10 protein-coding genes and 2 rRNA genes are annotated in these 15,077 nt (G+C 63.8%); all 12 read right to left on the bottom strand.

Annotated features, from left to right (window positions below):
* Positions 1-89 precede the first annotated feature (89 nt).
* The 12 genes from OLSU_RS00745 to atpF all read right to left on the bottom strand — a co-directional run bounded on the left by OLSU_RS00745 (position 90) and on the right by atpF (position 15,040).
* Positions 90-3,024 (bottom strand): 23S ribosomal RNA (locus tag OLSU_RS00745).
* A gap of 239 nt (positions 3,025-3,263) precedes the next feature.
* Positions 3,264-4,778 (bottom strand): 16S ribosomal RNA (locus OLSU_RS00740).
* Together the 16S and 23S rRNA genes form the textbook arrangement of a ribosomal RNA operon.
* A gap of 340 nt (positions 4,779-5,118) precedes the next feature.
* On the bottom strand, positions 5,119-6,546 hold the full coding sequence (locus OLSU_RS00735; protein WP_013251027.1) for a phosphohexomutase domain-containing protein: 1,428 nt from the start codon (positions 6,544-6,546) through the stop codon (positions 5,119-5,121).
* A gap of 2 nt (positions 6,547-6,548) precedes the next feature.
* Complete coding sequence (locus OLSU_RS00730) at positions 6,549-7,457, bottom strand: UTP--glucose-1-phosphate uridylyltransferase (protein WP_013251026.1); 909 nt, start codon at positions 7,455-7,457, stop codon at positions 6,549-6,551.
* 54 nt (positions 7,458-7,511) lie between these two features.
* Positions 7,512-7,934 (bottom strand): metal-dependent transcriptional regulator, encoded by a 423-nt coding sequence (locus OLSU_RS00725; protein ID WP_013251025.1) that lies wholly within the window; start codon positions 7,932-7,934, stop codon positions 7,512-7,514.
* A 241-nt stretch (positions 7,935-8,175) separates the two neighbouring features.
* Positions 8,176-9,456 (bottom strand): UDP-N-acetylglucosamine 1-carboxyvinyltransferase, encoded by a 1,281-nt coding sequence (murA, locus tag OLSU_RS00720; RefSeq protein WP_013251024.1) that lies wholly within the window; start codon positions 9,454-9,456, stop codon positions 8,176-8,178.
* A gap of 25 nt (positions 9,457-9,481) precedes the next feature.
* Positions 9,482-9,907 (bottom strand): ATP synthase F1 subunit epsilon, encoded by a 426-nt coding sequence (atpC, locus tag OLSU_RS00715; protein ID WP_013251023.1) that lies wholly within the window; start codon positions 9,905-9,907, stop codon positions 9,482-9,484.
* Between the two features lie 10 nt (positions 9,908-9,917).
* On the bottom strand, positions 9,918-11,399 hold the full coding sequence (gene atpD / locus OLSU_RS00710; protein WP_013251022.1) for a F0F1 ATP synthase subunit beta: 1,482 nt from the start codon (positions 11,397-11,399) through the stop codon (positions 9,918-9,920).
* Positions 11,399-12,313 carry an ATP synthase F1 subunit gamma gene (gene atpG, locus OLSU_RS00705; RefSeq protein WP_013251021.1) on the bottom strand — a complete coding sequence of 305 codons (915 nt, stop codon included), beginning with the start codon at positions 12,311-12,313 and terminating at the stop codon, positions 11,399-11,401. The genes atpD and atpG overlap by 1 nt, the downstream gene beginning before the upstream one ends.
* A gap of 6 nt (positions 12,314-12,319) precedes the next feature.
* Positions 12,320-13,975 (bottom strand): F0F1 ATP synthase subunit alpha, encoded by a 1,656-nt coding sequence (gene atpA, locus OLSU_RS00700; protein WP_013251020.1) that lies wholly within the window; start codon positions 13,973-13,975, stop codon positions 12,320-12,322.
* A complete protein-coding gene (locus OLSU_RS00695) occupies positions 13,972-14,445 on the bottom strand; it encodes a F0F1 ATP synthase subunit delta (protein WP_013251019.1) in 474 nt (157 codons plus the stop codon). The genes atpA and OLSU_RS00695 overlap by 4 nt, the downstream gene beginning before the upstream one ends.
* Entirely contained in the window at positions 14,435-15,040 is a 606-nt protein-coding gene (gene atpF / locus OLSU_RS00690; protein ID WP_013251018.1) for a F0F1 ATP synthase subunit B, read from the bottom strand. The genes OLSU_RS00695 and atpF overlap by 11 nt, the downstream gene beginning before the upstream one ends.
* Positions 15,041-15,077: the final 37 nt, after the last annotated feature.

Below are 15,077 nucleotides of genomic sequence, written 5' to 3'. Positions count from 1 at the left end.
GGTACGGCTCGCCGTGCCCTCAGGGCCGCACAGCGCGACGCGGACGACGCCCCCAGAAGAGGACCGCACCGGACCCGAAGGCCGGACGCGAAGGGAAGAGCTCGGCCGATTAGTACTGCTCGGCTGAGCGCCTCGCGGCGCTTGCACCTGCAGCCTATCACCTCGTGGTCTACGAGGGGCCTTACCGGAAGGAGAACTCATCTCGGGATGGGCTTCCCGCTTAGATGCTTTCAGCGGTTATCCCGACCGGACTCAGCTACCGGGCAGTGCCATTGGTTGACAACCCGCACACCGGAGGTCCGTCCACCCCGGTCCTCTCGTACTAGGGGCAGCCTCCCTCAGTTCTCCTACGCCCGCGGAGGATAGGGACCGAACTGTCTCACGACGTTCTGAACCCAGCTCGCGTACCGCTTTAAATGGCGAACGGCCATACCCTTGGGACCTGCTCCAGCCCCAGGATGCGATGAGCCGACATCGAGGTGCCAAACCTTCCCGTCGATGTGGACTCTTGGGGAAGATCAGCCTGTTATCCCCGGAGTACCTTTTATCCGTTGAGCGACGGCCATTCCACTCTGTGCCGCCGGATCACTAGAACCTGGTTTCCCACCTGCTCGACTTGTGGGTCTCGCAGTCAAGCCTGCTTGCGCTCTTGCACTCAGAGGGGTGGTTGCCGACCACCCTGAGCAGACCTTACGTGCGCCTCCGTTACTCTTTAGGAGGCGACCGCCCCAGTCAAACTACCCACCAGACACGGTCCCCCACCCGGGTCACGGCGTGGGGTTAGGATGCCAGAGCGTCGAGGGTGGTATTCCAAGGGCGACTCCCCGGGGACTGGCGTCCCTGGTTCTGCGTCTCCCACCTATCCTCTACACGACGAACCGGCAGCCAATGTCTAGCTGCAGTAAAGGTTCACGGGGTCTTTCCGTCCTTCCGCGGGTAAGTCGCATCTTCACGACTAGTGCAATTTCACCGGGTCTATGGTTGAGACAGCGTCCAAATCGTTACGCCTTTCGTGCAGGTCGGAACTTACCCGACAAGGAATTTCGCTACCTTAGGACCGTTATAGTTACGGCCGCCGTTTACCGGGGCTTGGATTCGCCGCTTCGGATCGCTCCTAACGGCTCCTCGTGACCTTCCGGCACCGGGCAGGCGTCAGACCCTATACGTCGTCTTACGACTTCAGCAGAGTCCTGTGTTTTTGATAAACAGTCGTTTGGACCTCTTCACTGCGGCCGGCCCCGGCTCGGGGGGCAAGCCCCTCCACCGGGCCCGGCACCCCTTCTCCCGAAGTTACGGGGCGGTTTTGCCGAGTTCCTTAACCATAGTTCTCCCGATCGCCTTGGTATGTTCTACCCACCCACCTGTGTCGGTTTGCGGTACGGGCTCCTCGCGGCTCCCTAGGGGTTTTTCTCGGAAGCATGGGCTCACTCACTTCGCTCGGTCGTTTCGTCCGGACCCTCAGCCCTCGCGGGGGGCGCGTTTCACGGCCCCCCGGCCTACGGCCCATCACGGGGACGTCCAGAACCCCGCTGAGCTACCCTTCTTCGTCACCCCGTCGGTCAAGCGCCGCGTCGGAGGTGCAGGAATGTCCACCTGCTGTGCATCGGCTACGCCTTCCGGCCTCGCCTTAGCTCCCGACTGACCCTGGGAGGATTAGCCTTGCCCAGGAAACCTTGGGTTTACGGCGGGGGCGTTTTCCACGCCCCTCTCGCTACTCATGCCAGCATTCTCACTTCCGGGCGGTCCACGCCGGGTCGTCCCGACGCTTCGCCCCGCACGGAAAGCTCCCCTACCACCGGCCTTGGCCGGTCCGCCGCTTCGGTGCCATGCTTAGCCCCGTATATTGTCGGCGCATGTCCACTCGACCAGTGAGCTATTACGCACTCTTTAAATGAATGGCTGCTTCTAAGCCAACATCCTGGTTGTCTGAGCAAACGCACATCCTTTGCCACTTAGCATGGACTTCGGGACCTTAGCGGGCGGTCTGGGCTGTTTCCCTCTCGAACACACGGCTTAGCCCACATGTTCTGACTCCCGGACTTCAGGACCTGCGGCATTCGGAGTTTGATTGGAGTTGGTAGGCGGTGAGGCCCCCGCGTCCATTCAGTGCTCTACCTCCGCAGGTAAACGTCCGAGGCTAGCCCTAAAGCTATTTCGGGGAGAACGAGATATCTCCAGGTTTGATAGGCCTTTCACTCCTATCCACAGGTCATCCCCCCAGTTTTCAACCTAGGTGGGTTCGGCCCTCCACGGGGTCTTACCCCCGCTTCAGCCTGCCCATGGATAGCTCACCTGGCTTCGCGTCTACGGTGTGCGACTGAGCGCCCGGTTGGGACTCGCTCTCGCTGCGGCTCGCTCGCTGGCTTAACCTCGCCGCACGCCGTAACTCGCTGGCTCATTCTACAAAAGGCACGCCGTCACGGCCGAAAGGCCGCTCCGACTGCTTGTAGGCACACGGTTTCAGGTGCTGTTTCACTCCCCTCCCGGGGTGCTTTTCACCTTTCCCTCACGGTACTTGTCCACTATCGGTCACTGGAGAGTATTTAGGCTTGGAGGGTGGTCCCCCCTGCTTCCCACCGGGTTTCACGTGTCCGGCAGTACTCAGGAACCGCTCGGCAGTCCCCGCGGATTCGCGTACGGGGCTCTAACCCTGTCTCGCCGGCCTTCCCAGGCCGTTCCGCTTCCGCGGGGTTTTCTGACTGCGCTGTGAGCGGCCCTACAACCCCGGCGGCGCTTGCGCGGCCGCCGGTTTGGCCTCTTCCCCGTTCGCTCGCCACTACTGGGGGAATCTCGCTTGATTTCTCTTCCTCCGGGTACTTAGATGTTTCAGTTCCCCGGGTTGCCTCCGCCGCGCCTATGTGTTCAGCGCGGGGCGGCGGGGTATGGCCCCCGCCGGGTTCGCCCATTCGGAGATCCGCGGCTCGAGCGGGCATGTGCCCCTAACCGCGGCTTATCGCAGCTTGTCACGTCCTTCGTCGGCTTCCAGTGCCAAGGCATCCACCGTGTGCCCTTACCATCTTCTCTTCGATGGCTTCGGTACATACATACACCCCGGCGGTCTCCCGCCGGTGCGATCAGATGCGATCTTCTTCTAAAAGAAAATATCGTCTTTGTCACGCTATGCAGCTCTCAAGGTACGGCAGGGCAAGGCCCTGGAGACCGGACACTGCGCGCTCGCGCGCGACGAAAGGACACATCAGCGGGAATGGACGGGACCCGTCCGTGTGTGGTGTCTTCTCTTCTGGAAGAGGTGCTCTCCCTAGAAAGGAGGTGATCCAGCCGCACCTTCCGGTACGGCTACCTTGTTACGACTTCACCCCCCTTACCCTCCACACCTTCGGCGCCTCCCCCCCTCGCGGGTTGGGCCGACGACTTCGGGTGCAGACGACTCGGGTGGTGTGACGGGCGGTGTGTACAAGGCCCGGGAACGCATTCACCGCGGCGTGCTGATCCGCGATTACTAGCAACTCCGACTTCGTGGAGGCGGGTTGCAGCCTCCAGTCCGAACTGGGGCCGGCTTTGGGGATTCGCTCCCGCTCGCGCGGTGGCGGCCCGCTGTGCCGGCCATTGTAGCACGTGTGCAGCCCAGGGCATAAGGGGCATGATGACTTGACGTCGTCCCCACCTTCCTCCGGCTTGACGCCGGCGGTCTCGCATGGGTGCCCGGCCGGACCGCTGGCAACATGCGACGGGGGTTGCGCTCGTTGCGGGACTTAACCCAACATCTCACGACACGAGCTGACGACAGCCATGCACCACCTGTCCAGGCTCCTTCCGGCCACGGCGTTTCCGCCGCTTCACCTGGATGTCAAGCCCTGGTAAGGTTCTTCGCGTTGCTTCGAATTAAGCCACATGCTCCGCTGCTTGTGCGGGCCCCCGTCAATTCCTTTGAGTTTTAGCCTTGCGGCCGTACTCCCCAGGCGGGACACTTAATGCGTTGGCTGCGGCACGGAGGGATCGTCCCCCCACACCTAGTGTCCATCGTTTACGGCTAGGACTACCAGGGTATCTAATCCTGTTCGCTCCCCTAGCTTTCGCGCCTCAGCGTCAGTCGTGGCCCAGAAGGCCGCCTTCGCCACCGGTGTTCTTCCAAATATCTGCGCATTCCACCGCTACACTTGGAATTCCGCCTTCCCCTGCCAGACTCAAGCCCGCCGGTATCGGGAGCGGGCGGGGGTTGAGCCCCCGGATTTGACTCCCGACCTAACAGGCCGCCTACGCGCGCTTTACGCCCAATGAATCCGGATAACGCTTGCCCCCTACGTATTACCGCGGCTGCTGGCACGTAGTTAGCCGGGGCTTCTTCTGCAGGTACCGTCACCTCGCGGCCTCGTCCCTGCTGAAAGCGGTTTACGACCCGAAGGCCTCCTTCCCGCACGCGGCGTCGCTGCGTCAGGCTTCCGCCCATTGCGCAAGATTCCCCACTGCTGCCTCCCGTAGGAGTCTGGGCCGTGTCTCAGTCCCAATCTGGCCGGTCGGTCTCTCAACCCGGCTACCCATCATCGCCTTGGTGGGCCGTTACCCCGCCAACGAGCTAACAGGCCGCGGGCCCATCCCTCGCCGTCTGGGCTTTCCCCGCGCCCCCATGCGGGGGTGCGGGAGTATCCGGTATTAACCACGGTTTCCCGAGGCTGTCCCGGTGCGAGGGGCAGGTTGCCCACGTGTTACTCAGCCGTTCGCCACTTTATGCACCCCCGAAGGGGCTTTAACCGTTCGACTTGCATGTGTTAGGCGCGCCGCCAGCGTTCATCCTGAGCCAGGATCGAACTCTCCGTTCGAAGCGGGGCCGGCTCGCGCCGGCCGCTCTGCCTTCCATCCGGAGCAGGCCCGTCTCTGGATCCCGCTGATCTGGATTCGCTTGGTATCGAATTGACGTTCAAGTTAACTCGAACTTCGCTTGTGCTGTCTTTCGTCGATCTTTCGATCGCAGTATCCGGTTTTCAAGGTCCTGCGCGCCCGGACGGGGACTGGGCCCGTCGCGGCGCGGGAAACAACTATACGCGTCCGGGACCGGGCGCGGGCCGCGCCCGGGGCCCTCCACGATTCCCACACAACCGGGGGGCGGGGCACGGGAATGCCCCTCGTTGGTCAGCGGCGTCCTGCTCTCCCACGGACTGACTATATCTCCAGGCCGCGCGCCCTGACGATAGCGCATGCGGACGAGAGGAGCTGGTCCCTCTCGGCCGTGGTCGCTGCCTCGGCATAGATGCGGACGAGTGTTTGGGTGCGCGATGGCCGCAGCATCACCCATGCCCCATCATCGAAGCCGAGCCTCAGGCCATCGGCGTGGCTTACGCAGCAGGGCCTCCTGCCAGCAACCGTCTCGGGGTTGAGGCCTGGCAGGACGTTCCTGAACGATTGCATGGTCGCGACGTCCACGCGCACGTCCCGTCTTGCGTAGTCCATGTGTCCAAGGCTTTGTCCGAGTCGTCGGACCATCTCGCTGAGCTTGGGGGCAGGCGTCGCGCCTGTAAGACCTGCGGCACCCGTGGAGAGCATTTCGACGGCAAGGAGCGCCGCCAGGATGCCATCGCGCTCCATAAGGTGCTGGGGGACGCACATCCCCCCGTACTCCTCGCAGGCAAGAAGGACGTCCCTCTCCCGCATCTCCTCGTAGACGCGCTGGAACCCCACGGGTACGATGGTCAGCGGGCAGCCCAGGCGCTCAGCCTGGCGGGCGACACGGACCGACGTCGCCGTTGTCGCCACGACCCTGCCCCGCAGACCTCTCGCAACCGACAGATGCTCCAGGATGAGGGCGACGAGGTCGTGCGAAGCGACGAGATGACCGAGCTCATCGATCAGGGCAATGCGGCATCCATCCCCGTCGACGGCAATCCCCATGTCAGCGCCCTGCTCTGCCACCGCACGCCCGCAGTCTCCGACCCAAGGCCCAACGGGTTGCGAGAGCAAGTCCCCAAGTGCGTCGGGTCTTCCATCGTGTATCTCCGCCACCGCGCAACCGCAGCTTCGCAGCAGGTCCGCCAGCAGACCCCGCGACGATCCGCAAAGGGGGTCAACGATAACCCTAAGCGGGCGGGCTCCGATCGCAGACCGATCCACCTCTTGCATGAGTGCGCTGACATACGGAGAGACGAGGTCAACGGACTTTGCCGTCCCCATCCGCTCGTCGGCACGACCGGAGATGTGGCGGTCAACTTGAAGCGCGAAGTCAGCCGAGACGGGACCGCCATCTGGGCCACGCAGCAGAAAGCCTCCGTAGTCACATGACAGATCGGATCCCGAGATCACCACGCCGCCAATGGCCTCCTCGTCGGCGGCCACGGCCCACTCCAGTGCGGGGAGGGGAGCGGCGCTGCTCGACACCCTGGTACGCAGCCCATACGAAGCCAGCACCGCAGCGGCCAGGCTTGCAAGGCGTTCCGACCGGGGACGAACGTCATACGAGACGTACACGACCCCGTCGGGAAACGTGTCCCCCCACAGCAACCCGACCGCAGCGGCCACGCGCGTCACGCCCGTCTCGTCGAAGCCCTCGTCGAAGCGGGCGTACCAGCCGTTCGCACCAAAGTGAATGATGCGCATGGCTATGCCAGCTGCTTGGCTGCCCTCTCGCCCAGCGCCTCGAGAAACGCCTCGCGCTGGGCTGCGTCGCCGAGCGCCATGCGGGCGTTCGTCGCCGCCCATGCCGCCGGAGTGCCCGTATCGCACCCCTCCGCGGGGTCGACGACCACGGCGTACATCTCCTCCTCGGCCAGCAGGCGCTCCATCGCATCCGTGAGCTGGATCTCTCCGCCGGCACCGGCGCCCTGGGTCTTCAGCAGCTCCATCACGCGCGGGGTGAGCAGATAGCGCCCGACTATGAAGAGATGGCTGGGGGCGTCCTCTGGAGCGGGCTTCTCGACCAGACCCGTGACCTTCCAGACCGCGCCCTCCGCCTCGTCGTCCGCGGGGCTGAGGCCCCCAACCTCGCCACAACGCTCGCCTGCGACGATACCGTAGCGGCTGACCTGGTCCTCGGGTACGGGCGCCACCGCGATCACGGACGATCCTCCATGGGCTGCGGATACTTCCGCCATCCTCACGCACATCTTGCGGTCGGGAACGAAGTAGTCGCCCAAGAGGACGAAGAACGGCTCGTCGCCCGCGTCGTCGGCGGCGCACAGCACGGCATGCCCCAAGCCGCGAGCCTCATCCTGATAGCAGAAGCTGACGGGAAGCTCCCCGGCCGCGCGGACCTTGTCGGCGAGACAGTCCTTACCATGCGCACGGAGGTGCTCCTCGAGCGCATCATCCACGCTGAAATACGATTCGATCTGAGGCTTCAGGCGAGAGTTCACGATCACGACGCCATCGACGCCATCCGGCTCGAGAGCCTCCTCGACCACGTACTGAATGACGGGCTTGTCGAGCACCGGCAGCAGCTCCTTGGGAGTGCACTTGGTGCCCGGAAGAAAGCGCGTGCCAAGACCCGCGGCGGGAATGATGGCCTTCATGGGATGCGTTCCTTTCGCCAACCTGCCTACCAGGCAGCCTTCTGGGACGGGAGCCTACTCTTCGACCGTTATGCCCTGACGGTCGAGGTAGGCAATCAGGCGATTCTGGGTGTCGAGCGACAGGGCATGCTCCATCTGGCACGCCTCCTCATCCGCCACCTCGTGGGAGACGCCAAGGTCACGTTCGAGGAAGAGCCGCAGCGCGCGGTGGCAGCGCCATACGAGGCTCGCATAGTCGCGCCCCTTGGGGGTCAGCTGAACGCGGCCGTAGCGATTCTGCTCGACGAAGCCCGCCTCCTTCAGGGTGGAGAGGGCCTTGTTTACGCTTGCCTTGGAGACATCGAGCTGCTCGGCGACATCGACGGAGCGGATTCCGTCCGTGGCACCCGTCGACTGCGTGATCCTGTATATGGATTCGAGATAATCCTCGTTGGCCATTGTCAGCTGGTGTCTCATGTTTTCGGCGAGCCTAGGCATCTGGTCCTCCAGTCGACGACGCGTCCCCCCGCCGGAACGCCATGGATAGGTTCCGCTCTCGATCTTCTGATACCCATCAGGAGGACAGGAACCCTCACATTCTAGGTCACGTTTTCGCCATGTGGACGAAACGCCTCGCGAAAGGCGCGGCAAGGGCGCGTGCCGCACGCGAACGTGCCGCACACGGCTATCCTTCTCGCCCGGGATGTCGAAGCCCCGCTGAGGCCTACGACGCCGCGGCCTACATCTCCTCGGCATCGGGAACCTCGAGGCGCTCGACATGCGCCCCCAGGGCCTTGAGCTTGGGCACGAACCCCTCGTATCCACGGTCGATGTGATGGATGTCCGAGACGGTGGTCACCCCGTCGGCAACCAGCCCCGCCATCACAAGCGAGGCGCCGCCACGCAGGTCGGGAGACTTGACCTCCGCTCCCGAGAAGCCCCTGACGCCATGCACGATGGCATGATGGCCCTCGATGCGTATCTCCGCTCCCATGCGCTGCAGCTCGCTCGCAAACATGAAGCGGTTCTCGAAGACGTTCTCGGTCACGATGCACGAGTCGTCACCCAGGGCGAGCAGGCACATAGTCTGCGCCTGCATGTCCGTCGGAAATCCGGGGAACGGCAGCGTCTGGATGTCGGTGGAGCGTATCGGCCGCGAGCGGGCGACGGTCACCTTGTGCGCCCCACGCTCGACGTCGAGGCCCATGAGCTCGTACTTCTTGAGGACGAGCCCCAGGTGGGCGGGCTCGAAGCCCTTGACCGTGACGGGTTGCCCACAGATGCCGGCCATGGCTATGAAGGTCCCCGCCTCGATGCGGTCTCCCACAACCGCGTGGGTCTCCAGGGGTCGGAGCTCGTCGACGCCCTCGATCTCGATGACTGGTGAGCCCGCTCCCCTGACCTTGGCGCCCATCTCGTTCAGGAGGTTGGCCAAATCGACGATCTCGGGCTCGCGCGCGGCGTTGTCGATGGTCGTGACGCCACGCGCCCGCACGGCAGCCATCATGAGGTTCTCCGTGGCACCGACGCTTGCAAAGTCGAGGGTGACCATGCCGCCGGTCAGGCCGTTGGGAGTGGTCGCATGAATATTTCCGTGGTCGACCTCGAAGCGGACGCCCAGCGCCTCGAGTCCAAGGATGTGCATGTCAATCTTGCGGGCACCGATGTTGCAGCCTCCGGGCATGGCGACGATGGCCTTGCCGAAGCGCCCCAACAAGGGGCCAAGCACGGCAGTGGAGGCACGCATCTGGGCGACCAGATGGTAGGGCGTCTCCCACTTGTCCACCGACGAGGTGTCGACCTTGAGCGTGTGCTCATTCTCGACCTCGATATGGGCGCCCAGGTACTTGAGCACCTTGCCCATCACGTGGACGTCGGAGATGTTGGGGACGTTGGCAAGCGTCGTGGTGCCCGGGGCGAGGATGGTCGCTGCCATGAGCTTGAGGGCCGAGTTCTTGGCGCCCTCAACGGTCACCTCGCCCCCAATGGGATGGCCACCCTCGACCTTTATGACTTCCAAGCTGCCTCCATGTCCGGGGGTGCGGCTAGGCCTCTGAATCCGAGGACACCTGCTTGAGCAGCAGGTTGCACCACTTGATCTTGCTGTCGTAGTACGCACGTCTGTGGTCATTCTCGGGCAGCTGGTCCCGAGCGTCAAATGCGGCCTCGCGTGTGTCGCGGACGACGTCCGCCTCGATGTCATCGGTACGGCGCGCATGGTCGGCGAGGATGATGACGCCCTTGTCGTTTATCTCCGCGTAACCGCCCGAGATGACCACCTTGATGGTGCCGCCCCCGTCCTTCTCGCGCTGCCTCAGGCGTACGACGCCGTCGCCCAACGCGCAGATCTCCGCGGCATGTCCCGGCCAAACGCCCAGCTCGCCGCTGATGGTAACCAGGACAAGGCTCGCGACAGGCCCCTCGAAGAGGAGCCTGTCTGGACGTACGAACTGACAGGTGAGTTCCGCCATGTGAGCTTCCCTACTCCGCGCTTGCCTCGGACGACATCTTAGCGGCACGCTCACGCACGTCCTCGATGGTGCCGGCATAGCGGAACGCCTGCTCGGGGATGTCGTCGCACTTGCCGTCAACGATGGCCGCGAAGGAACGAACGGTGTCCTCGACGGAGCAGTAGACGCCCGGATTGCCCGTGAACTTCTCCGCCACATGGAAGGACTGCGAGAGGAACTGCTGTATCTTGCGGGCGCGCGCGACCACGAGCTGCTGGTCCTCGGACAGTTCGTCCATGCCTAGAATCGCAATGATGTCCTGCAGGTCGGAATACTGCTGCAGCGTCTCCTGGACGGCCATGGCGACACGGTAGTGCTCCTCGCCGACGACGGACGGATCCAGCGCGGAGCTCGAGCTGGCAAGCGGATCGACGGCTGGGTAGATGCCCAGCTCGGTGATGGAGCGGGAGAGCACGGTCGTGGCATCGAGATGCGTGAAGGTCGTCGCCGGGGCAGGGTCCGTCAGGTCATCCGCGGGGACGTAGACCGCCTGCACCGAGGTGATAGAGCCCTCCTTGGTCGAGGTGATGCGCTCCTGGAGGTCACCCATCTCCGTGGCCAGCGTGGGCTGGTAGCCAACCGCCGAGGGCATGCGGCCGAGAAGGGCGGAGACCTCGGAGCCCGCCTGCGAGAAGCGGAAGATGTTGTCGATGAAGAGGAGGACGTCCTGCCCCTGGTCGCGGAAGTACTCCGCCGTGGTGAGACCAGCCAGGCCGACGCGCAGGCGCGCTCCGGGCGGCTCGTTCATCTGCCCGTAGACCAGGCAGGTCTTGTTGATGACGCCGGACTCGGTCATCTCGAGGAACAGGTCGGTACCCTCGCGCGTGCGCTCGCCGACACCGGTGAACACCGAAGTGCCGCCATGCTCCTGGGCAAGGTTGTTGATGAGCTCCTGGATCAGGACCGTCTTGCCGACGCCCGCACCGCCGAAGAGCCCGGTCTTGCCGCCACGCACGTAAGGCTCGAGGAGATCGATGGCCTTGATGCCCGTCTCGAAGATCTCCGTCTGGGTGGTGAGCTCCTCGAAGGCAGGGGCAGGATGGTGGATGGGGTAGAACTGGACGTCCGTAGGCGTCTCGCCACCGTCCACGGGCTGCCCCATGACGTTCCAGACACGCCCCAAGGTCGAGGGTCCGACGGGCATCATCATGGGGTGTCCCGTATCCTTGACCTTGAGGCCGCGCTGGAGACCGTCCGTCGAAGACATGGCGACCGTACGGACGACGCCTCCAGCAAGCTGGGACTCCACCTCGAGGACGGTGCGGACCCTACCGACGGGGGTGTCGTCATCCACGGTGAGGGCGGTGTAGATGCTCGGCACCTGCCCATCGAACTTGACGTCCACGACAGGACCGACGACTCGGACGATGGTGCCCGTGCCCACGCTCCTGTTCATGTGGTTGTAGGCAGCCTCCTCGAGGGGGGTGCGCATCTGCTCTGCGGTTTCTGACATTAGTTGTCCTCCAATGCGGAAGCACCGCCGATGATCTCGTTCAGCTCGGTGGTGATGGCGCCCTGACGTTCACGGTTGTAGGTTCGGTTCAGGGAGTCCAGCACCTCTTTTGCGTTGTCGGTCGCCGACTGCATCGCGCGACGCCGCGCGCCGTGCTCGGCGGCTGCCGAGTCGAGCAGGGCGTGAAAGATGACCGTGCGGAAGTAGGCCGGCATCAGATAGCCCATGACCTCGGCCGCCGAGGGCTCGAAGGAGTACTCGGGAGCGCGAGTGCGCTCCACCTGGGACATGGCCTCAAGGTGACGGGGTCGGTTGGGCATCATCAGCCGCTCGCGCGTGATCGGAAGCAGCTGGTCGGTCACCTGGGTCTGGTCGACACGGTTCTTGGCATGCCAGTACAGGAGCATCACACGGTCCGTCTTGCCAGATGTGTACGCGTCCATCACGTACGAGGCGATGCGATCCGCCTCGTCCATGTTGGGTTCGGAAGAGATGCCGACGAAGGACAGGACGGGGGTGATCTTGCGGTACGTGAAGTACTCCGTTGGCTTGCGCCCACAGGTGATGACCGAGGACTTGATGCCGCTCTTGGCCAAGGCCCTCATCTCGTGCTCGACGGCACGCTGCTGGAGAATGTTGAAGCCCCCGGCAAGCCCGCGGTCTGACGCAACGAGGATGAAGGTGACATGTCTCTCCTGCCCATGGCGGGCGAGCAGCGGCTGCGAGCTATCGAAGCCGCATCCGGCAACGTTCGCGAGCATGTTGGTGATGGCATCCTTGTAAGGAGACGCCGCCTCGGCGCGGGCGAGCGCCTTCTGGATGCGCGCCGTGGAGATCATCTCCATGGTTCGCGTGATCTGCATGGTACTCTTGATCGAGCCCATACGCCTCGATATTTCGCGAAGGTTCGCCATGGCCGACTACTCCTGAGCCTTCCCGGAAATCTCGGCGTCGCGGTCGACCGTTCCCTCGGCCATCTCCTCGACATCCACGGCCTTGGCCCTGTTGGGATGCTCGACAAGGAACTCGCTCTTGTAGCTGGAAAGACCCTGCTTGATCTTCTCTCCCAGCGCGTCATCGATCTTGCCGTTGAGAAGCGCGACACGGACCTGCGGGTACCTCTCGGCCATGAACCTCGCGAGCCCATCACGGAACAGGGTCACATGGTCCAGGTCGATGTCATCGATGAAGTCCTCCTTCGCCGCGTAGATGGAGATGACCTGGTCTGCGACATCAAGGGCAGCATAGCGGCCCTGCTTGAGCATCTCCATCATGTGCGCGCCGTGGTTGAGCTGATACTGCGTCGTGGCGTCGAGGTCGCTGCCGAACTGGGCGAAGGCCTGCTTCTCTCGGTAGGACGCAAGGTCGAGGCGGAGCGTGCCAGCCACCTGCTTCATGGCCTTGATCTGTGCGGCGCCGCCGACGCGCGACACCGAGATGCCCACGTCGACCGCCGGTCGCTGGCCCTGGAAGAAGAGGTTGGACTGCAGGTATATCTGGCCGTCCGTGATGGAGATGACGTTCGTCGGGATGTAGGCGGAGACGTCGCCCTCCTGCGTCTCGATGATGGGGAGCGCCGTAAGGGACCCACCGCCGTTGGCGTCAGACATCTTGCAGGCGCGTTCGAGCAGGCGCGAGTGCAGATAGAAAATGTCGCCAGGATATGCCTCGCGTCCAGGTGGGCGGTGCAGCGTGAGCGACATCTGACGGTAGGCGACGGCCTGCTTCGAGAGGTCGTCGTAGACGACGAGGACGTGACGACCCGGATGATCCCGATCGGCAGGGTTCCCGCTCTCGTCGTTGTACATGAAGTACTCGCCGATGGCAGCGCCTGCCATGGGCGCAATGTATTGCATGGGGGCAGAATCCGCAGCAGTCGCGGCGACGATGATCGTCTTGTCGAGGACGCCCTGGCGCGCAAAGGTCTCCTTGATGGCGGCGACGGTCGACGCCTTCTGGCCGATGGCGACGTAGATGCAGATCATGTCTGTGTCGCGCTGGTTCACGATGGCGTCGATGGCGATGGCGGTCTTGCCCGTCTTGCGGTCACCGATGATGAGCTCGCGCTGGCCACGGCCGATGGGGACCATGGCGTCGATGGCGATGAGCCCGGTCTGGACGGGCTCGCACACCGGCTGGCGCTCCATGATGCCAGGGGCCTTGAACTCGATGGGGCGACGAGCGTCGGTGTCGATGGCACCCAGCCCGTCGACGGGCTGGCCGAGCGGGTTCACGACGCGCCCCAACATGGCGTTGCCCACCGGGATGTCCATGACACGACCCGTAGTGCGGCACTCATCACCCTCTTTGACGGCATCCACCTCGCCAAACAGGACCGCGCCAACCTCGTCGACATCGAGGTTCTGCGCAAGGCCAAAGACGCTGCGCCCGCTTCCGGAACTCGTGAACTCCAGGAGCTCACCGGCCATGGCGGTCTTGAGGCCGGAGACGTGGGCGATGCCGTCGCCAACCTCGGTGACGACCGACGCCTCCTGGTCGTCGACCGTCGCGTTGACCTGAGCGAGGCGCTCGCGCAGGGTGCTCATGATCTTCGACGAACTAATCTTGTCTGTCATTGCTCTTCACTTCCGACGAAGGTCGAGGCGAGCGTCTTGCGGATGTTGGCAAGCTGCGCCCGGACGGACGCGTCGAAGCGCTTGCCGTATGCCTCGATCACGATACCGCCCAAGATGGAGGGGTCGACCCTCTCCACAAGGTAGATAGGCACCTGCATATCGGCCGCCACCTTGGAGCGTACCTTCTCGCGCAGATTGTCATCCATGGGCACCGATGTGGTGACCGTGACCGAGACGGTCTCGTCCTCGGAGTCGAGAATCTCCTTGTACTTCTTGGACACCGCATCCACGAGAGAGATGTCGTCCCCCCCACGCATGGCCGTCAGCGTCTCGAGGACCTCGGGAGAGAACTTGCAGGCATGTCGCCACTGCACGAGGTCGGCATTTGCTCTCCCCTCGCTCCTCCCGGCGTCGATGAGAGCCCGTGCGTAGGCCTCGACCTTGGCTTCGTCACTGTGCTTACCGGCCATGGGGAGCGCTCACTTCTGCAAGGTACTTCTCGGCCAGCTTACGCTGCTCGGCCTCGCTGAGGTCGTTGCCGATGATCTTCCCGGCGATCTCGACGGAGAGGTCGACGACCTGGCCAGACAGCTCGATCATGGCCTTCTTGCGTTCGGAGCCTACGGCACCGTGCGCCTTGGAGATGATGTCGGCTGCCTCGCGCTGGGCCTTGGCCAGGATCTGGGTACGCTCCTCGGTGGCGTCCTTCCTGGCCTTGGAGATGATTGCCTCGGCCTCGCGATGCGCCTCCGTGATCTGGGCCGTGTAGTTCTTGGCCTCCTCGGCTGCCTGGGCCCTGGACTCCTCGGCCGCCTCGAGGTCATCCTGGATCTTCTGCTGACGTTCCTCCATCATTCCCAGGATCGAAGGCCATGCGAACTTGGCCAGGACGATCCAGATAACGAGGAAGGCCAGCAGAGCCGGGACGAACTCGGCGGGTTTCGGAAGTAGGATGTCGGCGCCGCTGATCTCAGCGAGAGCTGTCGTCGGCGCAAGGAGCACCGCGGCTGCCGCCGAGGCAGCAACGCGTCCCCTGACCCCCATCCCCTTCATTTTCCTGTTCATGGGTTCCTCCAACATATGGTGCTCGCCGTGTACAGGC

This window comes from Olsenella uli DSM 7084 (assembly GCF_000143845.1).
Classification (GTDB): Bacteria; Actinomycetota; Coriobacteriia; order Coriobacteriales; family Atopobiaceae; genus Olsenella; species Olsenella uli.
Note: the sequence above shows the minus strand (reverse complement) of the source record. Positions and strands in the feature narration are given on the sequence as shown.